The organism is Pseudomonas sp. B8(2017) (assembly GCF_002113575.1).
In the GTDB taxonomy this organism is placed as follows: domain Bacteria; phylum Pseudomonadota; class Gammaproteobacteria; order Pseudomonadales; family Pseudomonadaceae; genus Aquipseudomonas; species Aquipseudomonas putida_Z.
In genome coordinates this window covers 72,343-95,399 of record NZ_NEIO01000018.1, presented here as the reverse complement: position 1 = coordinate 95,399, position 23,057 = coordinate 72,343, and the positions used below count along the sequence as shown (strand labels likewise).

Genomic DNA, 23,057 nt, shown 5'->3' with positions numbered 1-23,057 from the left:
AACAACAAAAGTGAACGCCCATGACTACCAAATATGCGCAAGCCGAGCTTGGTCGCGAGCCTGAAGCGATCGCGAGCTCGAACCCGTTCAGGAAGTACCAGGTCATCACCGTCAGCCTGCTGCTGGTGATTGGCATCATCAACTACGTCGACCGCAGCGCGCTGTCGATCGCCAACACCTCGATCCAGCGGGACATGGTGATCACGCCCTCACAGATGGGCATTCTGTTGTCGGCATTTTCCCTGGCATATGCCTTTTCCCAGTTGCCGCTGGGCATGATCATCGACCGCCTGGGCAGCAAGATTTCGCTGGGGGCTGCACTGCTGGGCTGGTCGGTGGCGCAGACGGCCTCCGGCCTGATCAACAGTTTTTCCGCGTTCATCGGGCTGAGGGTGGTGCTGGGGATCGGCGAGGCGCCGATGTTCCCGTCGGCGGCCAAGGCGCTGGCGGAGTGGTTCGAGGCCGAGAAACGCGGCACGCCGACCGGCATCGTGCTGTCATCGACCTGCATCGGGCCGTGCATTGCGCCGCCGTTGCTGACGCTGCTGATGGTCAACTGGGGCTGGCGAGGCATGTTCATAGTCACCGGGGTGTTCGGCATCCTGGTCGCCGCTTGCTGGTTCGCCTTCTATAAAAGCAAGGAACGTTACCTGGCCGAGCTGCCTGCCGAGGAGCGTGAACGCCTGCTGGCGGCTCAGGCACAGAAGCAGACGGTGGCAACGGCCAGGCCGAGCATGAAGGCACAACTGGCGGCATGGGCCGAGTTGTTCCGGCACAAGAGCACCTGGGGCGCTGTGCTGGGCTTCATGGGGGTGATCTACATGCTGTGGCTGCACCTGACCTGGTTGCCGGGCTACTTCGAGCGTGAGCACGGGCTGAGCTTGTACAAGACAGCCTGGGTGGTGTCACTGGCCTACGTTTTCGGCGCCCTGGGTACCATTGTCGCCGGCCGGGTGTGCGACCGCCTGGTGAAGAACGGCGCCAGCGTGCTGGGTAGCCGCAAGCGGGTAGTGGTGAGCGCGCTGTTCGCGGCGGCGGCCTTCACCGTGCCGCTATCGTTCGGCAGCGGCTTCATGCTCAGCGTGGCCCTGCTGTGCTGCGCGTTGTTCAGCGTGAACATGGCCAGCTCCACCGCCTGGATGATTGCCAACACCGTCGTGGATAGCCGGCGCGTGGCCTCGTTTGGCTCCATCCAGAACTTCGGCGGTTACCTTGCGGGTTCGGTGGCACCGATCGTGACGGGGTTTAGCATACAGCAGACCGGGTCGTTTGCTTCGGCGTTCCTGATCAGTGCGGCGGTCGCGGCGGTGGCGGCGATGGCCTACGTATTGCTGCTGAAGCAGCCGGTGAGTACCGGCCAGTAATCGCAAGGATACGCAACACCTGTGGGAGCGGCCTTGTGTCGCGAAAGGGGGGCGAAGCGCCCCCAGGATCTTCGCATCATTGCGAAATCGCCTGGGCCGCTCTGCGGCCGTTTCGCGACACAAGGCCGCTCCCACATCGACCGCGTTGGCTATTAGTCATGCGCAGTACCTGGGGGCGCTGGCTTGTCGGAGACAAGGGAGTCATAACGGTTTGTGATGCCAGGCATCATGACAATATATTTATCCTTATCAATGCCACGCTCTAGCATCTGTTGCCCGCCATCGCCCATCAATCACGAGGTCTTGATGAACAATTCGCTCTTCATTCCCCAGCGTACCGCGGCATTGTTGCTGCAGCACTGGCTTAGCGGTGAGCTGCTGGCGGAACTGCCCGCCAGCCTCAAACCCGAGACGTTGAAACAGGGCTATGACAGCCAGGACGAGTTGTTTGCGGCCGCCGCAGGCCAGCGTGCCGGGTGGAAGCTGGGTGTCGGCAGCCCCGCAGCCATGCGGGCGGCCAATTTGTCCCGGCCCTTGATTGGTCAGTTGGAGGCGGGGCGCTGTCATGCTGGTGGTGTGCACATTCGGTTGCCGGCCGTTACGCCGGTAACCATCGAATGCGAGGTCGCCTTCGTGCTGGATCGCGATATTCCACCCCAGGTTGGGCGGGTGCCGGCCAGCGAAGATATTCGCGCTACCTGCGTCACCTTCGAAGTGGTGCGCTCGCGCTTCGTCGATCGCAAGATTGTTGGGTGGCCAAGCTTCGTGGCGGACAACGTTGGGTTTGAAGCGCTGGTGATTGGCAACAGCCTGGCAGCAGGCATCGATGTGCCGTTGCTGGCTGACCTGGCCGAAACCACCGAGGTATACGTAGACGGTCAGTTGCGGGCGCGGGGCTTGTCTGGCGATGCGGCGACCGACCCGTTGGCATCGCTGGCCCACCTTTATGCGCATGCCGCCGAACGTGGCCAGACCCTGAAGGCAGGCGATGTGGTGACTACAGGGGCCATGTGCCAGCCATTCGACCTTAACGAAACAGGGCATGAGGTTAGCGCCAGGTATCTTGGCCAGGAGCTGGTGTTTACGCTGTAGCGATGCCCCAGCCTTTTCGCGGGTAAACTCGGCGTTGCGATTGTTTGTATGAGCCACCTTGATGCTTTCCCTTAGTGGTACTAATACTAAGAGACTGCCGGGAGGGGGATGAACATGCAGACGCGCTTTGTTGTGGTTCCCGCTGTGCCGCTCAAGAAAGAAATTTACCCGCGTAGTCTTGGCTTTCCCGCGACGTTAGGGGAGGGTTATGACCTTTATGACACACAAGAAAAGCTGCGCCTGACCTTCAACTACCCGACACGCGCCGAGGCGGAGTTCGTATGCGCGTCCCGCAACAGTTGCCGGGATGCCGACGCGGCGGATATCGCCGGGATTGGTTGATGCAGTTGAAGCTTCGCGGACCATGAGTGCGATGCGGTCCCTGTGGGAGCGGGCGTGCCCGCGAACACCGGCGTAGCCGGTGCCATGCACCGCGTTGCATTCTTCGCGGGCTCGCCCGCTCCCACAGGAATCGCGCCTGGCCCAGGGTTGGCGCCATTCCTGTAGAGGCCATGGCCTTACCCAAGGATATTGAAGCCTGCACGGGTCTATGTGGGAGCGGGTTCACCCGCGAACACCGGCGTAGCCGGTGCCATGCACCGCGTTGCATTCGCCGGGCCGGGGGCTTGTGTCATGCGTGTTTGAGCGCTTCCACCAATTGCGCCTTGGTCATGGTGGAGCGCCCCTTGATGTCTTTGCTGCGCGCTTCCTTCATCAGGCTCTGCTTGCTCTGTGTTTCCAGGGAACTGCCTGATGTGCGGGAATGACCCTGGCGTGACTTCGCCGCCCGTTTGGCCGAGTCCGAGCGGGCAGTTTTCTTCTCGCTGGAAGAGGTGGCCTTGCCCGAGCCCCCTTTCTTCTCGCCACCCCCGGACTGTTTGTTGACGGTGGCCCAGGCGCGCGCTTCGGCCTGGTCTTCCGGCACGCCTTTGTGCTCGTAGCTTTCCTCGATATGTTCGGCCTTGCGCTTCTGCTTGTCGGTGTATTTGTCCTTGTCGCCGCGTGGCATGGCATCCACTCCCGTCTGGTTTGCATGAGCGGTTGAATGCCGCGGCAACGCCCGAGTGCCCGGTAATCGACCAGCGGTGTCAGGAAACCGGTTGCCCACTCGAAACAGTCATTCAACCGACACATCGAGGCCTTAGGGTTGAGACAGGAACCCGTCCAGGGCTCTGCTCACTGATGTTGCCGTGATGGCGCCGCCAGGCGGCTCTACCGTGCGGCTTGCCATTCATTGGTCACAAAGCTGTAACATTGCTGCTGCAAAGTGTGCCGGCCATCACACGGAGCGCTTTTCGATGATACGCCTGATGAAGTCTGCTGCACTCGCCGTTGCCGTTTCTCTTTGCGCCACCTCGGCATCCTTTGCCGCAGAGAACGTCCGCCTGACCGGTTCCGGCGCCAGCTTCCCGGCACCGATCTACCTGACCTGGTTCAAGGCCTTCAGCAAGGAAACCGACGGTGTCACCGTTGACTACCAGTCCAAGGGGAGCGGGGCGGGTGTTCAGGACTTTCTGAACAAGACCGTCGACTTCGCCGCCAGCGACTCGGCAATGAAAGACGAAGAAATCGCCAAGGTCGGCGAGGGCGTGCAGTTGCTGCCAATGACCGCCGGTGAAATCGTCCTGGCTTACAACCTGCCAGGCAACCCTAAAGGGCTGAAGCTGCCACGCGATGTGTACTCCAACATCTTCCTCGGCAAGATCACCCAGTGGAACGACCCGCAGATCGTCGCGGCCAACCCTGAGCTGAAACTGCCAGCTACCCCGATCACCGTGGTCGTGCGTGCCGACTCCAGCGGCACCACTGCGGTATTCACCAAGCACCTGTCGGCCATCAACGCTGACTTCAAGCAAGCGCTGGGTGAAGGCAACACCGTCAACTGGCCGGCCAGCGACAAGTTCATCAAGTCGCCGAAGAACGATGGCGTAACCGCCACCGTCCGCCAGACCCCAGGTGCCATCGGCTACATCGAATACGGCTTCGCCAAGCTGGCCAAGGTCGACTTCGCCCAGCTGCAGAACAAGGCCGGCCAATACGTAGTGCCGAACGCCGAGAGCGGTGCCGAGGCGCTGGCTGCGGTGAAGATGCCGGAGAACCTGGTGGCCTGGCTGCCTGACCCGGACGGTGCCAAGTCCTACCCGATCACCTCCTACACCTGGATGATCTTCCGCAAGGACAACGGTAACCCGGCCAAGGCCAAGGCCATGCGCGAAATGGTCGAATACAGCCTGACCGAAGGCCAGAAGATCGCCGACTCGATGGGCTACATCCCGCTGCCAGCGTCGGTTGTCGATCAGGTACGCAAAGCGTCCGCCAACATCCAGTAACACGCCCAGGCGCTCCCGGTGTGGTCTGGCGGCCATGCCGGGTGTGTTTGCCCTCTGTCCCGGAACTTGCCAATGAACACTCCTTTTGCCATCCCGGCTAACCCCGACTCCGCGTGCCAGCCACCGTCTGCGAAAGACTTCCTGGTTGATCGCACCTTCCGTGCGCTTGCACGCATCGGTGTGGTGCTGGTGCTGGCGCTGGTCTTCGCGCTGGTCTACGAAGTGGGCCGCAAGGCACTGCCAGGCATCGAGAAGCACGGCTTTGACGTGCTGTTCGGCAGTGTCTGGGACGTCAACCAAGGCAAGTACGGTATTCTGCCAGCGATCTGGGGCACGCTTTACAGCGCCCTGATCGCCCTGTTGATCGCCGGTTTCTTCGGCGTCAGCATGGCCATTTTCCTGACCCAGGACTTCCTCCCGGCCCGGCTGGCGGCGGTGTTCCGCACCATCGTCGAGCTGCTCGCTGCCATCCCCAGCGTCGTCTACGGCCTGTGGGGGATCTATGTGGTCATCCCGGCCATCCGCCCGCTGACCACCTGGCTGAACAGCGAGCTGGGCTGGATTCCCTTTTTCGGTACTTCCCTGAGCGGCCCAGGGCTGCTGCCTGCCGCGCTGGTACTGGCGATCATGATTCTGCCGACCATCGCCGCCGTTTCGCAGGACGCCCTGACCAGCGTGCCGATGAAGACCAAGCAGGCCGCCTACGGCCTGGGCGCCACGCACTGGGAGGCCATCCTCAAGGTGATGGTGCCATCGGCAGCCACCGGCATCTTCGGTTCGCTGGTGCTCGGCCTGGGCCGTGCGCTGGGTGAAACCATGGCGCTGGCCATGCTGGTGGGCAATGCCAACAACATTTCCCTGTCCCTGTTCGCCCCGGCCAACACGCTGGCGGCCTTGCTGGCCCTGAACTTCCCGGAGGCCGGCCCGAACGAGATCGAGGTGCTGATGTACGCGGCACTGGTACTGATGTTCATCACCCTGGCGGTGAACGTACTCGGCTCGATGATCATGCTCTACGCCCAGCGGGGTAACAAATGATGACCAACCTCACCACCCCTGCAAACGCGTTGCCCAGCCTGCAGCGCAAGCTGGAAGGCCGTTCCCTGCGCAGCTTGGTATTGACCACGCTGGCATGGTTCGCGGCGCTGGTGGCCAGCGTGCCGCTGATTTCCGTGCTGTACATGCTGATCACCCGCGGCGGCGCACGCCTCAACCTGGAGGTGTTCACCGAGCTGCCGCCCACCGGCTTCGAGATGGGCGGGGGCTTTGGCAACGCCATGGCCGGTACTTTCGTCATGGTCGGCATTGCTGCAGCCATCGCCGTACCGGTCGGTATCCTGGCCGCGGTGTTCCTGGCCGAACTCGGCCCGGACAGCAAGCTGGCCAACGCCGCGCGCTTTGCCGCCAAGATGCTCACCGGCCTGCCGTCGATCCTGGCCGGCGTGTTCGCCTACGCCCTGGTGGTGATGACCACCGGCACCTACTCCGCGCCGGCAGGTGGTGTGGCCCTGGCGGTACTGATGCTGCCCATCGTCGTGCTGACCGCTGAAGAGTCGATGAAGATGGTGCCCAAGATCATGAAGGATGCCGCCTACGGCATGGGCTGCACCCGTGCCCAGGTGATCTGGAAAATCGTCCTGCCCACCGGCCTGCCGGCCATCCTGACCGGCGTCATGCTGGCCGTGGCCCGTGCCGCCGGCGAGACCGCGCCGCTGCTGTTCACCGCGCTGTTCAGCAACTACTGGATCCTGCATGACGGCGACCTGGCAGTCATGAACCCGACGGCCTCGCTGGCCGTACTGATCTACAACTTCTCCGGCATGCCATTCGACAACCAGCTCGAGCTCGCCTGGGCGGCCTCGCTGGTACTGGTGATGATCGTGCTGGTAATCAACATTCTGAGCCGAGTATTCGGCAAGCCCAAGTATTGAGAAAGGGAGCATCCGACCTTGAACGTATCCACTGCGCCAAAAGCCGCTCCCGTGGTCAGCGAAGCCCCCATCGTCATGGACTGCAAGCTGGACAAGATCTTCTACGGCAATTTCATGGCCGTTCGCGACAGCCATGTGCCGATCCGCAAGAACGAGATCACCGGTTTCATCGGGCCGTCCGGCTGCGGCAAGAGTACCGTGCTGCGTAGCCTCAACCGCATGAACGACCTGGTGAAGGGCTTCCGCTTCGAAGGCCATGTGCACTTCCTGGGCCAGGATGTCTACGGCAAGGGCGTCGACCCTGTGGTGGTGCGCCGCTACATCGGCATGGTGTTCCAGCAGCCCAACCCGTTCTCGATGAGCATCTTCGACAACGTCGCCTTCGGCCTGCGCCTGAACCGCTACAAGGGCGACATCGGCGACCGCGTCAAGCACGCACTGCAGGGTGCCGCGCTGTGGGACGAGGTGAAGGACAAGCTCAAGGTCAGCGGCCTGGCCCTGTCCGGCGGCCAGCAACAGCGTCTGTGCATCGCCCGCGCCATCGCCACCGAGCCGGAAGTGCTGCTGCTGGACGAACCCTGCTCGGCACTCGACCCGATTGCCACCCGCCGGGTGGAGGAGCTGATGGTCGAGTTGAAGAAGGACTACACCATCGCCCTGGTGACCCACAACATGCAGCAGGCGATTCGTGTGGCCGACACCACTGCGTTCTTCTCGGTCGATATCTCCAAGGGCACCCGTACCGGCTACCTGGTCGAAATGGGCCCGACCACGCAGGTTTTCCAGAACCCGCGTGAGCAGCTGACCGCCGACTACATCAGCGGCAAGTTCAGCTGAGGCCGTACCTGCCAAGGTGGCCGGGTGTTGCAGCCAGGAAGGCTGCAACACCCGGCCGCATTACCTTCCGCCAAGTGTTACCAGGGATTTCCAATGTCAGCGACGCGTCGTCTTGATCTGCCAGCGGTAGAGCGCGCACTGCGTGAGGTGCAGGCCCGCTTTGCCGAACTCAGCCAGCATTTCACCGAACCGCGGGATCCATTCACCGACGAGGTGCTGCTGAATGTGGTTGAAGGCTATGCCCTGATTGACGACTATGTCGCCCGGGGTGTCGACCTTTTCGACCTGCAGCAGCTGAACCTGATGCTGGAGATCAATGCCACCGTGCTGTGCGGCAGCGACCCGGCACGCAGGCTGGAATTTGCCCCGCACCTGGCGGCGACCGAGGCGCACTTTTTCAATAATGTGGAGGGCGGCATCAAGGACCTCTACAACTGGTATTGCTCGTATGGCAGCGACTCGATCTGGAAGCGCGCGGCGGGTGTCTACGTTCGAATTCTGAGCAAGCCGCAGCTGTTCATCGAAGGCAACAACCGCACAGGGTCGCTCATTGTCAGCTACTTGCTGATGCGCGCGGGGCTACCACCATTCGTGCTGTCGCTGGACAACGCCGAGGGTTACTTCAACCCGTCCTCGGTCATACGCAACTCCGCCAAGCATGGGGTCAAGGCTTTGTACGAACTACCCAAGATCAAGAAAAAGTATGCAGCTTTCCTTGAAGCGCACGCGCCCGAGCCCGGCAAGTTCTTCCTCGGCGGCACATCCATGCCTGCGCGCGAGAGGTGCCGCTGATGCAAAGCGCTTCTCTGTTCCAGCGCGGGCGGCAAGCCATCGAGCGTACGTTCAATCGCCCGCAGGTACGCATTTCGTTCGATATCGACGACACGCTCGCCTGCCAGGCCGACCACGCCGCCGCCGAGCACAGCAAGCTGCCGGCGTTCGTCCACCGCTGGTTGGGTGAACCCCTGCGCAGTGGCACGCGCTCGCTGATCCGTGACCTGCGCCGCCAGGGTTGCAGCATCTGGATCTACACCTCGTCGGGGCGCACGCCGTCCTACATCCGCCGTTGGTTGATGCTCTACGGTATCCGCGTCGATGGCGTGGTCAACAGTGACCGGCACCAGCATATCCTGGCCGTGAACGGGCTTGAGAATGCGCCCTCGAAGTTGCCGTCGGCCTTCGATATCGACCTGCATGTCGATGATTCCGAGGGCGTGCGGTTGGAAGGCGTCGACCACGGTTTTCGCGTGGTGGTGGTGTGCCCCAAGGATGAGAACTGGGCGCAGAAAGTGATGGATGCGGCAGTCGATGTCCAGGCACAGCTGGCCTGGCAGCAACCGCACCGCTATGAAATGCCGGTACGGCAGCGTTCGCAGGCCCTCGCTTCCTGAGGGCTTCAAGGTACTTTTCTGGTTACGCCTCTTCGCTACTTGTTGCCCCCCACCTCCATTCGCGGCTTCCCACTTTCAGCTTCGGCTTGACTCGTGAAATTTTTCATGTAATTTTTCATGAAAAATAACTCTAAAAATTTCACGGCAGTCTCAAACGATGAAGATGCACGAAGAGGTTGAAGCCCTCGCGATCCTTATTCACGACCTGCGCAAATTCAAGAACCTGACCCTGGGCGAACTGGCCGAGCGCATCAACCGCTCGGTCGGCTTCCTGTCCCAGGTCGAGCGCGGTGTTTCGCGCCCTACCGTGGCCGACCTCACCGCCATCAGTGAAGCGCTCGGCGTATCCACCGCGTACTTCTACAACCTGAGCAAGCCGCGCAGCGTCAGCTGGGTCACGCGCCCCCACGAGCGGCGCACGCTGTACCTCGAGTCGGGCATTACCGATGTGCTGGCTTCGCCCACCATCGGCGGCGCGTTCTCCATGCTCGACAGCCATCTCGAGCCAGGCGCCAGCAGTGGCGAGCTGTACCTGACTGACCGTTCCGAGCAGGGCTGTTTCGTGCTCGAAGGCGAACTCACGGTCTGGCTGGACCACGGCGACGCCGTGACCCTGCAGGCCAACGACTGCTTCCAGCTGCACCCCCACGCGCAGTTCCGTTACGCCAACCTGACGGAAAAAACCACCCGCGTGCTCTGGGTCTTCAACTGAATTCGTTCACCTCACAAGGACAAGAAGATGAGTGTCGTCTTTCCGGATCTGCTGACTGAAGTGCGCTCGTTCCGAGCGCAGCACCCAGAAATACGTTATGTCGACCTGATTGCGCTGGATATTCCCGGGCACTTCTACGGCAAGCGCTACCCCATGGACATGCTGGAAAAAGTCGCAGCCGGCGCGCCGCTGAAGTTGCCGCAGAACTGCGTGCTGCTGGGCACCCAGGGTGGCCTCTACCCGATCGGTGACTACTGCTTCGCCGACGGCGACCCGGATGCCGCCCGCCGCCTGGTGCCGGGTACCCTCAAGCCGGTGCGCTGGGAAAAGGAACCGATCGCGCAGATGCTCATCACCTCCGACGGCACTGCCAAGCCCATCGAGTTCGAGCCCCGTGAAGTGCTGGCCCGGGTGATCCAGCGCCTGGCCAGGCGCGGCATTCGCCCGGTGGTGGCCTTCGAGCTGGAGTTCTACCTGTTCGACCGCAAGCTCGATAACGGCCTGCCACAGTACCCACGCGACAAGGCGACCGACGACCACGACGACCAGCCGAACATGCACATCGAGCGGCTGTCGCGCTTCGCACCGGTGCTGCACGAGATGGTCGATGGCGCCAACGAGCAGGGCGTGCCGGCGAACGTCATCACCGCGGAGCTGGGCCCAGGCCAGTTCGAGATCAATTTCTCGCACAGCGACGATGCGATGAGCGCTGCGGACTGGTCGGCGCTGTTCTGCCGCAGCACCCGCGGGATCGCGATGAAGCACGGCTACCGAGCCAGCTTCATGAGCAAGCCGTACCTCGACGCGCCGGGCAGCGGCATGCATGTGCATGTCAGCCTGTACGACAACGCCGGCAACAACATCCTGGCCGGCGATGACCAGCGCAAGCTGCGCCATGCGGTGGCAGGGTGCCTGGAGCTGCTGCCCCACTGCATGCCGATCTTCGCCCCCAACCACAATGCCTACCGCCGTTACGGCGCCATGGTCAACGCGGCGAGCAAGGCCAGCTGGGGTTTCGAAGATCGCGATGCGTGTATTCGCATCCCCGAGTCCGACCCGCGCAACCTGCGCATCGAACACCGCCTCGCCGGTGCCGATGCCAACCCGTACCTGGTGCTGGCGGCCATCCTGACCGGGATGGAGCATGGCCTGGAACGTGGCGTCGAGCCCATTGCCCCGCTGAACGACAACCGCCAGAGCGGCATCGAGTTCCCCAAGGATGCCTTCAGTGCCCTGGCGGCCATGCGTCACCACCCGGAGGTGAACGAGGGCCTGGGCAGTGAATTCGTGATGGTCTACTGCGAAAACAAATACCAGGAGCAACTGGACTTCATGCGCCACATCGATGCCCGCGAATACCGCTGGTTCCTGTAGGTGCCGGGGTTGGGGCAGCGCCGCTGCGCCCTGCCTTTCTACCGTTTCAATACAACACGCAATATGGATTTGCCGGAGGAAGATATGCCACGTGTGCCCGTTATCGGCATTACCGCATGCACCAGCATGATCGAGCTGCATGCAACCCAGACCATCAGCGAGAAGTACGCGCGCGCGGCGGCCAAGGCAGCGTGCGGGCTGCCCATCGTGATACCCAGCCTCGCAGACCTGATGGACAGCGCCGATATTCTCGACGTGGTGGATGGGCTGATCTTCACCGGTTCGCCGTCCAACATCGAACCGTTGCACTACAACGGCCCGGCCAGTGCAGCGGGCACCCATCACGACTCGCTGCGTGATGCCACCACCTTGCCGCTGATGCGTGCGGCCATCGCCGCCGGTGTGCCGGTGCTCGGCATCTGCCGTGGCTTCCAGGAAATGAACGTGGCACTGGGCGGCACCCTGCACCAGAAGGTGCATGAGACCGGCATGTTCATGGACCACCGCGAAAGCAAGGGTGAGCCCATCGAAAAGCAATATGGCCCGCGTCACGCCCTGCATATAGAACCCGGCGGCATGCTCGACCGCATGGGCTTGCCGGCGGTCATCGATGTCAATTCCATCCACGGCCAGGGCATTGATGTACTGGCCCCCGGGCTGAGGGTGGAGGCGCTGGCACCCGATGGTCTGGTGGAAGCGATTTCGGTCGAGAACAGCAAAGGTTTTGCCCTGGCCGTGCAATGGCACCCCGAGTACCAGGTCATGGACAACCCGCATTACCTGACCATCTTCCAGTCCTTTGGCAAGGCCTGCCGGCATCGCTCGGTATTGCGCCAGATGCTGTTGAAGTCCGCCTGACAGCGATCTTTCCCAATTACAAAAAAGTACCTGCGTGGCACGGCTGCGCAACTTGATGGAGTGAAGTCAATGAGTGAGCAGAATTCCCAGACCCTCGCCTGGCAAGCCATGAGCCGCGACCACCACCTGGCCCCGTTCAGCGATGTTCGGCAACTGGCCGAGAAAGGCCCGCGCATCATCACCTCGGCCAAGGGTGTGTACCTCTGGGACAGCGAAGGCCACAAGATTCTCGATGGCATGGCGGGGCTGTGGTGCGTGGCGGTGGGCTATGGGCGCGATGAGCTGGCCGACGTCGCCAGCCAGCAGATGAAACAGCTGCCGTACTACAACCTGTTCTTCCAGACCGCGCACCCGCCGGCGCTGGAACTGGCCAAGGCGATCGCCGATGTGGCCCCGCAAGGCATGACCCATGTGTTCTTCACCGGCTCCGGCTCCGAAGGCAACGACACCGTGCTGCGCATGGTCCGCCATTACTGGGCGCTCAAGGGCCAGAAGAGCAAGAAGGTCATCATCGGCCGCATCAACGGTTACCACGGCTCCACCGTGGCCGGCGCGGGCCTGGGCGGCATGAGCGGCATGCACCAGCAGGGCGGGCTGATCCCGGATATCGTGCATATCCCGCAGCCGTACTGGTATGGCGAAGGCGGCGACATGACCGAGGCCGACTTCGGCGTGTGGGCGGCCGAACAGCTGGAGAAGAAGATCCTCGAAGTTGGCGTGGACAACGTTGCCGCCTTCATCGCCGAACCGATCCAGGGCGCTGGCGGGGTGATCATTCCACCGCAGACCTACTGGCCGAAGGTGAAGGAGATTCTGGCCAGGTACGACATCCTCTTCGTCGCTGACGAAGTGATCTGCGGCTTCGGCCGTACAGGCGAGTGGTTCGGTAGCGACTACTACGACCTCAAGCCCGACCTGATGACCATCGCCAAGGGCCTTACCTCCGGCTATATCCCCATGGGCGGCGTGATCGTGCGAGATGAAGTGGCCAAAGTCATCAGCGAAGGCGGCGACTTCAACCACGGCTTCACTTATTCCGGCCACCCGGTGGCGGCTGCGGTGGGCCTGGAGAACCTGCGGATACTGCGTGATGAAAAGATCATCGAGCAGGTGCACGACAAGACCGCTCCATACTTGCAACAGCGCCTGCGCGAGCTGGCCGACCACCCGCTGGTAGGCGAGGTACGCGGCCTGGGCATGCTCGGCGCGATCGAGCTGGTGAAGGACAAGGCCACCCGTGCGCGCTATGAAGGCAAAGGTGTCGGCATGATCTGTCGCCAGCACTGCTTCGACAACGGCCTGATCATGCGTGCCGTGGGCGACACCATGATCATCGCGCCGCCGCTGGTGATCAGCATCGAGGAGATCGACGAACTGGTGGAGAAGGCCCGCAAGTGCCTGGACTTGACGTACGAGGCTGTTCGGTAAGGGAAGAGCCCTGGGACTGGTGCCAGTCAGTTGAATAGTTTGGGGCCGCTTTGCGACCCTTCGCGGGCACGCCCGCTCCCACAGGTCTGGCGCTGGGCTCAGGAGAAGCGCGATCCCTGTGGGAGCGGGCGTGCCCGCGAAGGGCTGCAAAGCAGCCCCAAGATCGCCATGAAGCATCTTGCTTTGTGAAATGAATCATGTACTTTTCAGGGCATCAATTTTTCCCATCCGAAAGTCGCGATTCAACCATGAAAGTGCACGAAGAGATCGAAGGCCTGGCCGTACTGATTCGCGACCTGCGCAAGTTCAAGGGCCTGACACTGGGCGAACTGGCGCAGCGCATCGGCCGTTCGGTGGGCTTTCTGTCCCAGGTCGAACGGGGCGTATCCCGCCCAACCGTGGCCGACCTCACCGCTATCAGCGAAGAGCTCGGCGTCTCCACGGCCTATTTCTACAAGCTGGACCAGCCGCGCGAACTCGAGTGGGTCACCCGCCCTCACGAGCGTCGTACTCTTCACCTGGCCGGTGGCATCACCGATGTGCTGGCATCCCCCACGATAACGGGCGCGTTCTCCATGCTCGACAGCCACCTGGAGCCTGGGGCCAGCAGTGGGGAGGAGTACCTGGACGACAGCTCGGAGCAGGGCTGCTTCGTGCTCGAAGGCGAACTGACCGTATGGCTGGATGGCGGCGAGCCGGTAACGCTGCGCGCCAGTGACAGTTTTCAGCTGCAACCCCATGCAAGTTTTCGTTACGCCAACCTCACCGACAAGCCCACCCGCGTGCTCTGGGTGTTCAGCTGAAGGGCGGTAGTAGGCCCGACGCCTACTACGGGTTACGCCAGAAGTCTTGCCTCTGGGCGTAACCCGGTCCTGGGCCGGAATCATCACGCCCCGCGCGCTGGCCCAAAGCACCTGGCAGCCCCCTCCAAGGCAGCGTTTCTGGCTGTTTGCCAGCTTCTGATAATCGCCTCCGACATCCCGTCCCCGTTTCGGAGCGCGCCATGTACAACAATAAGAAACTGTCCCCACGCTTGCTGGCGGCTGTTACCGTCAGCCTCTCGACCCTTTGCCTGAGCAGCCTCGCCCGGGCCGAGATCATGCTGTACGACAAGGACCAGACGACGTTTTCCACCGACGGCTATATCAACGCCTTCTACGTCAACAGCGATGTCGACCGGCAGGGCGAGCAGTTCGATCGCCGCCAGTCACGGGTGAAGATGGGCTTTCTGCCCAACTACCTGGGCTTCAACATGGGCAAGCAGGTGGATGACCTGAAGCTCGGCGCGCGAGCCTCGTTCTGGGTGACCATCAACGACAGCGAAACCAACGGCACCGACACCGCCATCGACGTGCGCCAGTTCTACGGCACCGTGGCCAACCCCGAGTGGGGCGAGGTGCTGATCGGCAAGGACTTCGGGCTGTTCGCCCGTTCCAATATCCTGCTCGACGAACTGCTGGCCGGTTATGGCCAGGTGAGTGACACCCTGGGGCTGGTGGACGGCGGCGGGGTATCGTTCGGCAACATCGGTAGCGGCTACCCGTACCCGTTCCCCACGTCGCAGATCACCTACCGCACGCCAGTGATGGACGGCCTGCGGGTGGCGGTGGGCATCATGGACCCGGTGGACACCAACGACAGCAGCCCGACCGGCAAGGCCTACCAGGAAAACCCGCGTACCGAAAGCGAGATCACCTACCAGTTCGACCTGGGTGGGGCGCAGATCTACAGCTGGGTCAACGGCAGCTACCAGACCTCCGACAACACCGACCCGGCGGTGCAGTCGGTCACCTCCAAAGGCGTCGGCTACGGTGTGCAGGCGAAGATGGGAGGGCTGTCGCTGACCGGCTCGGGGTTCCAGGCCAAGGGCATCAACCCGTTCTTCACCAACAACGCTGGCGAACCGACCTTGCGCAATGTCGACAGCGATGGCTACCTGCTGCAGGGCTCCTACAAGGTCGGCAAGAACCGGGTGGCGCTGTCCTATGGCAAGACCAAGGACGATGGCAACGGCGCGGTGGGCAGTGGTGCGGATTACGAGACCCGTGGCGTGGCGCTGTTCCATGACGTCAACGACAACCTCAAGCTGGTTGCCGAGTACAACCAGTTTTCCATCGACGGCCATGAAACCAGTGACCAGAACGAAGACACCGATACCTTTGCGGTGGGGGCGGTGTTGACCTGGTAAATTCCCGGGGCTGCTGTGCAGCCCATCGACGCGGTTCGTCGCCACGACAAGCCAGCTCCCACCTCGACCGCATCGACTTCAAGTCATGCGCAGTACCTGTGGGAGCTGGCTTGCCGGCGATGGGCCGCAAGGCGGCCCCAGATGGTGGTTTTTTACACCCATCGAACCGCCCACCCGCTACCCAAGTAGCATTCGTCCTCGATGACCGCCTTCGTACACTCATCACTCAGCCACCCCGCGCCGGAGACCACGATGCAGCAGGCTCACAACGACGGTGTGGTCAGCGCCATGTCCCAGGCAACCGACGCCCGGCAGGCAGCCCAGGAGCTGGCGGCGCAGTTGCTGCACCCGCACCTGGGCTTCGTGCTGTTCTTCTGCTCCGCCGAATACGACCTGCAAGCCTTGGGCGAAGCCCTGGAGCAGGGTTTTGGCGGCATCCGCCTGGTCGGTTGCACCAGCGCCGGCGAAATTACCCCACTGGGCTACGGCCGCAATTGCATAACGGCAGTCGGGTTCGATCATCGGCACTTTTCCATCGCCACCGAGCTGATCGACGAAATGGAGCGCTTCAGCCTGATCGACGCCCAGCAGATGGTCGAGCGCCTGGTCGGCACCTGCCGCAGCAATACCCTGGCGCCGATCAAGGGCCACAGCTTTGCCCTGACCCTGCTCGACGGTCTGTCCAGCCGCGAGGAGATGGTGCTCGCCGCCCTCAGTGCGGCCCTGGGCGATATCCCGCATTTCGGCGGGTCGGCCGGCGACGACAACTACCTGACCCGCACCCACGTGTATTTCGGCGGCGCGTTCCACCACGGCGCGGCGGTGGTGGTGCTGGTCAATACCTGGCTCGACTTCGAAGTGTTCACCACCCACCACATCCTGCCGCGCCAGGAAAAGCTGGTGGTCACCGGTGCCGACAGTGCACAGCGCCGGGTCTTCGAACTGAATGCCGAGCCTGCTGCCGAGGAATACGCCCGGCACATCGGCGTGCCGGTGGCCGAGCTCGATCATCAAGTGTTTGCCGCCCATCCGCTGGCCGTGCGCATCCATGACCAGTATTACGTGCGGGCGATCCAGCAAGTGCACCCGGACCTGAGCCTGAGTTTCTACTGCGCGGTGGAGAACGGCATCGTGCTCACCGCCATGACCCCGGGCCCGCTGTTGCCGAACCTGCACCAGTTGTTCGACGGCTTGCAGCAGCGGCTCGGCCCGCTGCTGCTGACCATCGGTTGCGATTGCTTCCTGCGGCGGCTGGAGCTCGAAGCCCGGCACGGCCTGGAGCCGATCGGCGCGTTCCTGCGCGAGCAGCGGGTGATCGGCTTCAACACCTACGGAGAACAGTTCAATGGCATGCACATCAACCAGACCTTCACCGGGGTCGCCATTGCCCGCAACCGGCCTCCTGTCGGTCGCTGAACTGCAGGCCGAGGTCGCCCGGCTGCAGCACCAGAACCACAAGCTGCAGCGTATCAACGGCGCACTGATCGAGCGTATCGAGTCCGGCGTCACGCGTGGCAACGACCCTTATGCCGCGTTCCAGCATTCGGTGGTGCTGGCCGAGCAGGTGCGCGAACGCACCGAAGCGCTGAACCAGGCCATGGCCGAGCTCAAGGCCGTCAACCACCTGCTCAGCGAGGCCCGGCAGCGGGCCGAGACGGCACACCAGCACCAGATTCGCCTGATCACCGACCATGTGCCGGCGCTGATCGCCTACCTGAATGCCGACCTGGTCTACGAATTCACCAACAAGGTCTATGAAGAATGGTACTGCTGGCCTCGCGGCGTGATGCTGGGCCAGAGCCTGCGCGAAGCCCACAGCGAGCAGCATTACCAGCGCCTGGAGGCCTACGTGGCGCGGGCGCTGGCGGGGGAGAGCGTAACCTTCGAGTTTGCCGAAACCAACATCAACGGCCAGGAACGCTACATGCTGCGCTCCTACGTGCCGAACCGCCTGGCCAATGGCGAAGTGGTGGGCATCTTCGTGTTGATCCGCGACATCACCGAGCGCCGTAATACCGCGCAGGCGCTGCACCAGGCGTATCAGCACCTGGAGCAACGGGTACGCGAGCGCACTGCCGAGCTGACCAGCCTCAACGAACAGCTGCTGCGCGAAATCGAGGAGCGCAGCCGGGTGGAATCGCGCCTGCGCGAGGCCAAGCGCGAGGCCGAACAGGCCAACCTGTCGAAAACCAAGTTCCTTGCCGCCGTCAGCCATGACCTGCTGCAGCCACTGAACGCGGCGCGGCTGTTCACCAGTGCCTTGCTCGAACACCGCGAGCCGCACAACAGTGCTCATCTGGTGCGTAATGTCAGCAACTCGCTGGAGGATGTGGAGAACCTGCTAGGTACCCTGGTGGATATTTCCAAGCTCGATGCCGGCGTGATCAAGGCCGATGTCGCCCCGTTCGCCCTGCGCGAACTGATGGACAACCTCGCTGCCGAATACGCCCAGGTGGCGCGCAGCGAAGGGCTTGAGCTGCATTTCGTGGGCTGTTCCGCCGTGGTGCGCAGTGACATTCAGCTGCTGGCGCGGATCCTGCGTAACCTGCTCAGCAATGCCATTCGCTACACCCGCAGCGGCCGCGTGGTGCTGGGCTGCCGGCGCCAGCGTGGCGGCTTGCGGATCGAGGTATGGGACAGTGGGATCGGTATCGCCGAAGAGCACCTGGAAGAAATGTTCCAGGAGTTCAGGCGCGGCGATGTGCAGCGCCCGGACCAGGACCGTGGCTTGGGCCTGGGCCTGGCGATCGTGGAAAAGATCGCCGGCATCCTCGGCCATCGGATTCGGGTGCGGTCATGGCTTGGCAAAGGCTCGGTATTCGCGGTCGAAGTGCCGGTGAGCGCCACTGCGCCAAAGGCCCAGCCGAGCCTGGCGATCAGCGAGCCGATGCTCGAGCGCCTGCGCGGGGCGCGGGTGTGGGTGCTGGATAACGATGCGGCGATTTGCGCCGGCATGCGCACCCTGCTGGAGGGGTGGGGTTGCCGGGTGGTCACCGCGTTGTCGGAGGAGGACCTGGCGCGCCAGGTGGACAACTACCATGCCGAGGCCGACCTGCTGATCGCCGACTACCACCTGGACAACGACTGCAATGGCGTCGACGCCGTGGCGCGGATCAATGCCCGCCGCGCCCAGCCCTTGCCGGCGATGATGATCACCGCCAACTACAGCAACGAGCTCAAGCAACAGATCCGCGAGCTGGGCCACACCCTGATGCACAAGCCGGTGCGGCCGATGAAGCTGAAGGCGGCGATGAGCCATTTGCTGGGCAGCCAGGGCTAGCCGCGATGCCAGACAGTCAGTGGTATTGGGGCTGCTGCGCAGCCCATCGCCGGCAAGCCGGCTCCCACAGGTGCTGCGCAGGACTCGAGAGTTGCGCAGTACCTGTGGGAGCTGGCTTGCCGGCGATGGGCCGCAAGGCGGCCCCAGATAGCGGTATCAACGCCGCAGGTAATCACCGAAATCGATATCACCGGCACTGAGGATGGCCTGCACCCGGTTGTGCACGTTGAGTTTGCGCAGGATCGCCGAAACATGGGCCTTGACCGTGGTCTCGGCGATATCCAGGGTGTAGGCGATCTGCTTGTTCGACTCGCCCTTGGTCATGCGCTCGAGCACCAGCAGCTGCTTGCGGGTCAGGGCCTGGAGCATCTCCGGCGGGAAGCTCGGGGCATCGTTCAGGCGCCGGCTGGTGCTGCTTTTCTGGGCACGGATGATGTCGGGCGGCAGGTAGACATTGCCGTTGAGGATCTGCTCGATCGCCTCGATCATCTGTGAGCGTGGCGAGGACTTGGTGATGAAACCCACCGCGCCATAAGTGATGGCCTGCAGCACGATCTGCTTTTCCTGCTCGGCGGAGACGATCACCACCGGCGTGGTCGGTGCCTCGTTGCGCAGGGTGATCAGGCCATTGAGGCCATGCATGCCGGGCATGTTCAGGTCGAGCAGGATCAGGTCGAGGTCGTCGTGCTCGTGGGTCAGCGCCAGGGCGCTGTCCAGGTCGGCAGTTTCCATGACTTCGCTGCCCTGGAAGCCATCGCTGATAACGTTGTGGATGGCTTCGCGAAACAGGGGGTGATCGTCGGCAATCAGAATTTTGTACATGGCCTTTTCACCTCGTTTTTATTGGATGGAGCGGGCACGCGTTTGCAGGCGATGAATTCAGGGGAAGGGCTCTGGCTGCGCCGGCTGCAGCGGCAGGTTGGCCTGCTGCCAGGCGTCCAGGCCGTCGCGGTACCAATACAGATTCTTATAGCCCAGGGCTTTCGCGCGTTTTACCGCGTTCCAGCTTAACCAGCAATCGGAGCGGCAGTAAAAGACCAGCGGTTGCTCCGTGCGCCCGGCGGTGGCTTGTTGCAGGTTGCGCACGAAGTAATCGTGCCACGCCGGGCTCAGCTCGCCGTCGCCGGTGTTGGCCAGCCAGCGGCTGCCGGGGATGTTGGCGTGGGGTTCATCTTCGATGAAGCGGCCTTGCAGCCATTGGCGGCGGTAGACGTCGATCAGTACCGGCCTTGGGGTGTGCCCCAGCAGGGCTTGCAGGGTGGCAGTGTCGATGACCTGGCCGCCCTCGACCTGTTGTGGGGTCGGGCTGCGGTAGAGGGTGGTGCGATAGCCGTCGGCGGAGAATAGCGGCGTGGTGTCGGCCTGGGCAATGCCCAGCGTCAGGCTCAGGGAAAGCGCCGCCAGCAATGGGCGTGGCAGCCGGGGCAGGGCACGTGGCATGGGGTTTGTCCTTTTTGTTATAGGCCCATTACATGCCAGTGGCGGTGCAATGTGAATGCGACGATCAGACAGCAAAGGCAGTACCAAAGTAGTAGAAAGCCGGGCGCCTCTGGCCTGATCCTGCCCAATATCTGAATGCATGCGCGATCCCTGTGGGAGCGGGTTTACCCGCGAACACCGGCGAAGCCGGTGCCATGCACCGCGTCGCCTTCTTCGCGGGTGAACCCGCTCCCACACGGACCGTGTTCCTTCAACGGGTTCGGCGAAGGGTCCGGAGGGAGACAGCTGCCAATCAGCGCGGCTTGCGCAGCGCCGCATGCTGGGGGTTGAAGGTAAGGATCGCCAGCAGGGTGAACAGCACGGTCAGCCCCAGGCATACCGCCAGCGCCAGCGGGTTGAAGCGCTCATACAAGGCAAAGCGCACCAGCTCCACGGCATGGGTGAACGGGTTCACTGCACACAGCCAGTACAGCCACTGGCTGGCCTCGCGCATCTTCCACAACGGGTACAGCGCCGAGGAAAGGAAGAACAGCGGGAATATCACGAAGTTCATCACCCCGGCAAAGTTCTCCAGCTGGCGAATCGCATTCGACAGCAACAGCCCCAGGGCGCTGAGCATCAGCGCCACCAGCAATAACGCCGGCAGCGCCAGCAACAAGCCCGCAGCCGGTGGCTGCACGCCATACAACCAGGCAATGGCAAGAAAGGCGTACACCTGCAGCAGGGAGATCAACGAGGTCGCCAGCAGCTTGCTGCCGAGCAGGAAGGGCCGCGGCAACGGGCTGGTCAGCAACACGCGCATGCTGCCCATCTCCCGGTCATAGACCATCGACAGCGAGCCCTGCATGCCGTTGAACAGCAGGATCATGCAGGCAAGGCCCGGAATGATGTACACCTCGTAGGGGATGTAGGTGTCGTAGGGCTCGATGATCGCAATGCCCAGGGCCGCGCGAAAGCCGGCGGCGAACACCAGCAGCCACAGCAGCGGGCGCACCAGGGCGCTGAGAAAACGGGTGCGCTGCAGGAGGAAACGCAGGCATTCGCGCAGGAGAATGCCGTTGAAGCACTGCCAGTAAGCGTTCATCGGGCATTGGCTCCTGTGGGGGTGCTGGTCAGGCGGGCAAAGGCATGGTCGAGGTCACCGCCGTGCTCCAGGCTCAGGGCGTCGGCCGTGCCGCTGGCCACCAGGCGCCCTTGATGCAGGATCAGCAGATCATCGCTGGGCTGCACTTCGTCCAGCAGATGGGTGGTCCACAGCACACTGAGGCGCTGCTCGCGGCACAGCAGCCGCAGGTGCTGGTTGAGCGCCAGGCGGCTGGCCGGGTCGAGGCCGACGCTGGCCTCGTCGAGCAACAGCAAACGCGGTTCATGCAGCAGCGCACGGGCAATCTCCACCCGGCGTCGATGGCCGATGTTCAGCGCCCGGACCGGCTCACGCCGCCGTTCATCGAGGCCCTGGCGGGCCAGTTCGGCATCGACCCGAATATTGCCCTGGCGCCGCGACAGGCCATGCAGCGAGGCGTGGTAGCGCAGGTTCTGCTCCACGCTCAAGTCAAGGTCCAGGGTGCTTTGCTGGAACACCACGCCCAGCTGGCGCAAGGCCGGGCGTGTGGCGTTGCGCAGCGAGCAGCCGCACACGCGGATGTCGCCATGCTGCAGGTCGTACAACCGGGTGAGCAGGGCGATCAGGGTCGACTTGCCGGCGCCGTTGGGGCCCAGCAAGGCGGCGAAACGCCCGGGCGCCAGGCTGAAGCCGACCTGCCTGAGCGCCTCGCGCTGGCCGTAGGCAAAGCTCACGTCACTGACTTCGAGGGTATTCATGGCGTCACCACCACGCCCCAGGGGTAGCGGCCGACCTTCACCGACTTGAGCACCTTGAGGCTTTTTGCATCGATCACCGAAACGTCGCCGCTGACCCCGTTGGTGGCCAGCAACTGGCTCTGGTCCGGGGTGAACGCCAGTTGCCAGACCCGCCGGCCCACCAGCAGGTAGTCGAGTACTTCGTAGGTCTTGGCATCGACCACCGCCACATGGTTGGCCGGGCCCAGGGCGACGAACGCGTACTTGCCATCGGCGCTGAGCTTGATGCCTACCGGCTGGACCTTGTCCGGGTGCACGCCCTTGATCTGGAAGTTGAGGGTTTTCAGCACCTGGCGGCTGGCCACGTCGAGGATGGTCACCGTGCCGCCGATTTCTGCCGAGGCCCACAGCCGCGAGCCGTCCTGGCTGAACTCGACGAAGCGCGGCCGCTGGTCCACCGGGGTGCTGTCCGCCAGGGTCTGGGTGCTGGTATCGATCCAGTGCAGCATGTTGGTGGTTTCGCTGGTGTTGACCGCCCACTTGCCATCCGGGCTCACCGCCATGCCTTCGGGCTCGATGCCGACGTCGATCTGCCCGAGCACCTTGTCGGTCTGGGTATCGATTACCGTCACCAGCGCGTCGTCCTCGTTGGACACGTACAACCAGCGGTCGTTGGGGTGCAGGGCGAACTGCTCGGGGTCCTTGCCGGAGGGCAGTTCCTTGATGATCTTGCGGGTGGCCACATCCATCACTTGCACCCGGTCCGAATCGCTGGCGCAGATGTACAGCAGCGTGTTGTCGTGGGACAGCAGCAGGCCGCGCGGGCGCTGGCCCACCGGCAGGGTCTCGGTGACTTGCAGGGTCTGCATGTCGATCAGGCTGAGGCTGTTGTCCTTCTCGTTCGACACCCAGGCGGTGGCGGCCACGGCATGCCCGCCGGCAAGCACCAGGGCGCCCGACAGCAGGCTGGGGTAAAGCAGTGCCCGGTGAAACGGGGAGCGACGCATGGCGAAATCCTTTTTGTTGTGGTTA

At 63.0% G+C, this 23,057-nt stretch carries 23 protein-coding genes; 17 read left to right on the top strand and 6 right to left on the bottom strand.

Features of this window, described 5'->3' with window-relative positions; genetic code table 11:
• Positions 1 to 20 precede the first annotated feature (20 nt).
• The 3 genes from CAG22_RS21555 to CAG22_RS21545 all read left to right on the top strand — a co-directional run bounded on the left by CAG22_RS21555 (position 21) and on the right by CAG22_RS21545 (position 2,798).
• Complete coding sequence (locus tag CAG22_RS21555) at positions 21 to 1,364, top strand: MFS transporter (protein ID WP_085706137.1); 1,344 nt, start codon at positions 21 to 23, stop codon at positions 1,362 to 1,364.
• A 306-nt stretch (positions 1,365 to 1,670) separates the two neighbouring features.
• On the top strand, positions 1,671 to 2,456 hold the full coding sequence (locus CAG22_RS21550) for a 2-keto-4-pentenoate hydratase (protein ID WP_085706136.1): 786 nt from the start codon (positions 1,671 to 1,673) through the stop codon (positions 2,454 to 2,456).
• A gap of 108 nt (positions 2,457 to 2,564) precedes the next feature.
• Positions 2,565 to 2,798 (top strand): hypothetical protein, encoded by a 234-nt coding sequence (locus tag CAG22_RS21545; protein WP_085588058.1) that lies wholly within the window; start codon positions 2,565 to 2,567, stop codon positions 2,796 to 2,798.
• Between the two features lie 289 nt (positions 2,799 to 3,087).
• On the opposite strand, the gene CAG22_RS21535 is transcribed toward CAG22_RS21545, so the two are convergent.
• Complete coding sequence (locus tag CAG22_RS21535; protein ID WP_075045548.1) at positions 3,088 to 3,465, bottom strand: termination factor Rho; 378 nt, start codon at positions 3,463 to 3,465, stop codon at positions 3,088 to 3,090.
• A 289-nt stretch (positions 3,466 to 3,754) separates the two neighbouring features.
• Here CAG22_RS21535 and pstS point away from each other — a divergent pair, with 289 nt between their 5' ends.
• The 14 genes from pstS (at position 3,755) to CAG22_RS21465 (ending at position 18,785) form a co-directional block, all read left to right on the top strand.
• The gene (gene pstS, locus CAG22_RS21530; RefSeq protein WP_085706135.1) at positions 3,755 to 4,786 is read left to right on the top strand and encodes a phosphate ABC transporter substrate-binding protein PstS; all 1,032 of its coding nucleotides are present in this window, start codon (positions 3,755 to 3,757) and stop codon (positions 4,784 to 4,786) included.
• A gap of 72 nt (positions 4,787 to 4,858) precedes the next feature.
• Positions 4,859 to 5,824, top strand: coding sequence for a phosphate ABC transporter permease subunit PstC (pstC, locus tag CAG22_RS21525; RefSeq protein ID WP_023661148.1), 966 nt, complete (start codon positions 4,859 to 4,861; stop codon positions 5,822 to 5,824).
• Positions 5,824 to 6,717 carry a phosphate ABC transporter permease PstA gene (gene pstA, locus CAG22_RS21520; RefSeq protein ID WP_024086822.1) on the top strand — a complete coding sequence of 298 codons (894 nt, stop codon included), beginning with the start codon at positions 5,824 to 5,826 and terminating at the stop codon, positions 6,715 to 6,717. Before pstC ends, pstA begins: the two co-directional genes overlap by 1 nt.
• A gap of 75 nt (positions 6,718 to 6,792) precedes the next feature.
• On the top strand, positions 6,793 to 7,554 hold the full coding sequence (gene pstB / locus CAG22_RS21515) for a phosphate ABC transporter ATP-binding protein PstB (protein ID WP_218191947.1): 762 nt from the start codon (positions 6,793 to 6,795) through the stop codon (positions 7,552 to 7,554).
• Between the two features lie 93 nt (positions 7,555 to 7,647).
• Positions 7,648 to 8,346 (top strand): hypothetical protein, encoded by a 699-nt coding sequence (locus CAG22_RS21510; RefSeq protein ID WP_085706133.1) that lies wholly within the window; start codon positions 7,648 to 7,650, stop codon positions 8,344 to 8,346.
• Positions 8,346 to 8,945: a hypothetical protein gene (locus tag CAG22_RS21505; protein WP_085706132.1), complete on the top strand. Its 600-nt coding sequence runs from the start codon at positions 8,346 to 8,348 to the stop codon at positions 8,943 to 8,945. The genes CAG22_RS21510 and CAG22_RS21505 overlap by 1 nt, the downstream gene beginning before the upstream one ends.
• Before the next feature lie 157 nt (positions 8,946 to 9,102).
• Positions 9,103 to 9,657 (top strand): helix-turn-helix domain-containing protein, encoded by a 555-nt coding sequence (locus CAG22_RS21500; protein WP_013972148.1) that lies wholly within the window; start codon positions 9,103 to 9,105, stop codon positions 9,655 to 9,657.
• A gap of 27 nt (positions 9,658 to 9,684) precedes the next feature.
• Complete coding sequence (locus tag CAG22_RS21495) at positions 9,685 to 11,031, top strand: glutamine synthetase family protein (RefSeq protein WP_061550788.1); 1,347 nt, start codon at positions 9,685 to 9,687, stop codon at positions 11,029 to 11,031.
• Between the two features lie 84 nt (positions 11,032 to 11,115).
• The gene (locus tag CAG22_RS21490; protein ID WP_085706131.1) at positions 11,116 to 11,889 is read left to right on the top strand and encodes a gamma-glutamyl-gamma-aminobutyrate hydrolase family protein; all 774 of its coding nucleotides are present in this window, start codon (positions 11,116 to 11,118) and stop codon (positions 11,887 to 11,889) included.
• A gap of 69 nt (positions 11,890 to 11,958) precedes the next feature.
• Positions 11,959 to 13,317 (top strand): aspartate aminotransferase family protein, encoded by a 1,359-nt coding sequence (locus tag CAG22_RS21485; protein ID WP_085706130.1) that lies wholly within the window; start codon positions 11,959 to 11,961, stop codon positions 13,315 to 13,317.
• Positions 13,318 to 13,565: 248 nt separating this feature from the next.
• Complete coding sequence (locus CAG22_RS21480; RefSeq protein ID WP_025339569.1) at positions 13,566 to 14,120, top strand: helix-turn-helix domain-containing protein; 555 nt, start codon at positions 13,566 to 13,568, stop codon at positions 14,118 to 14,120.
• Positions 14,121 to 14,320: 200 nt separating this feature from the next.
• Positions 14,321 to 15,505: a porin gene (locus CAG22_RS21475; RefSeq protein WP_085588073.1), complete on the top strand. Its 1,185-nt coding sequence runs from the start codon at positions 14,321 to 14,323 to the stop codon at positions 15,503 to 15,505.
• A gap of 252 nt (positions 15,506 to 15,757) precedes the next feature.
• Positions 15,758 to 16,921, top strand: a complete 1,164-nt coding sequence (gene nosP / locus CAG22_RS21470) for a nitric oxide-sensing protein NosP (RefSeq protein WP_025339567.1) — start codon at positions 15,758 to 15,760, stop codon at positions 16,919 to 16,921.
• Complete coding sequence (locus tag CAG22_RS21465) at positions 16,890 to 18,785, top strand: NahK/ErcS family hybrid sensor histidine kinase/response regulator (RefSeq protein ID WP_085588075.1); 1,896 nt, start codon at positions 16,890 to 16,892, stop codon at positions 18,783 to 18,785. Before nosP ends, CAG22_RS21465 begins: the two co-directional genes overlap by 32 nt.
• A gap of 156 nt (positions 18,786 to 18,941) precedes the next feature.
• Here CAG22_RS21465 and CAG22_RS21460 read toward each other — a convergent pair whose 3' ends face one another.
• From CAG22_RS21460 to CAG22_RS21435, 5 genes are all read right to left on the bottom strand, one after another.
• Positions 18,942 to 19,607, bottom strand: coding sequence for a response regulator transcription factor (locus CAG22_RS21460; RefSeq protein WP_013972165.1), 666 nt, complete (start codon positions 19,605 to 19,607; stop codon positions 18,942 to 18,944).
• A gap of 57 nt (positions 19,608 to 19,664) precedes the next feature.
• Positions 19,665 to 20,225 (bottom strand): PQQ-dependent catabolism-associated CXXCW motif protein, encoded by a 561-nt coding sequence (locus CAG22_RS21455; RefSeq protein ID WP_075045534.1) that lies wholly within the window; start codon positions 20,223 to 20,225, stop codon positions 19,665 to 19,667.
• A 292-nt stretch (positions 20,226 to 20,517) separates the two neighbouring features.
• Positions 20,518 to 21,309, bottom strand: coding sequence for an ABC transporter permease (locus CAG22_RS21445; RefSeq protein ID WP_085706129.1), 792 nt, complete (start codon positions 21,307 to 21,309; stop codon positions 20,518 to 20,520).
• The gene (locus CAG22_RS21440; protein WP_085706128.1) at positions 21,306 to 22,046 is read right to left on the bottom strand and encodes an ABC transporter ATP-binding protein; all 741 of its coding nucleotides are present in this window, start codon (positions 22,044 to 22,046) and stop codon (positions 21,306 to 21,308) included. Before CAG22_RS21440 ends, CAG22_RS21445 begins: the two co-directional genes overlap by 4 nt.
• Positions 22,043 to 23,032: a YVTN family beta-propeller repeat protein gene (locus CAG22_RS21435; RefSeq protein WP_085706127.1), complete on the bottom strand. Its 990-nt coding sequence runs from the start codon at positions 23,030 to 23,032 to the stop codon at positions 22,043 to 22,045. Before CAG22_RS21435 ends, CAG22_RS21440 begins: the two co-directional genes overlap by 4 nt.
• Between the last annotated feature and the right edge of the window lie 25 nt (positions 23,033 to 23,057).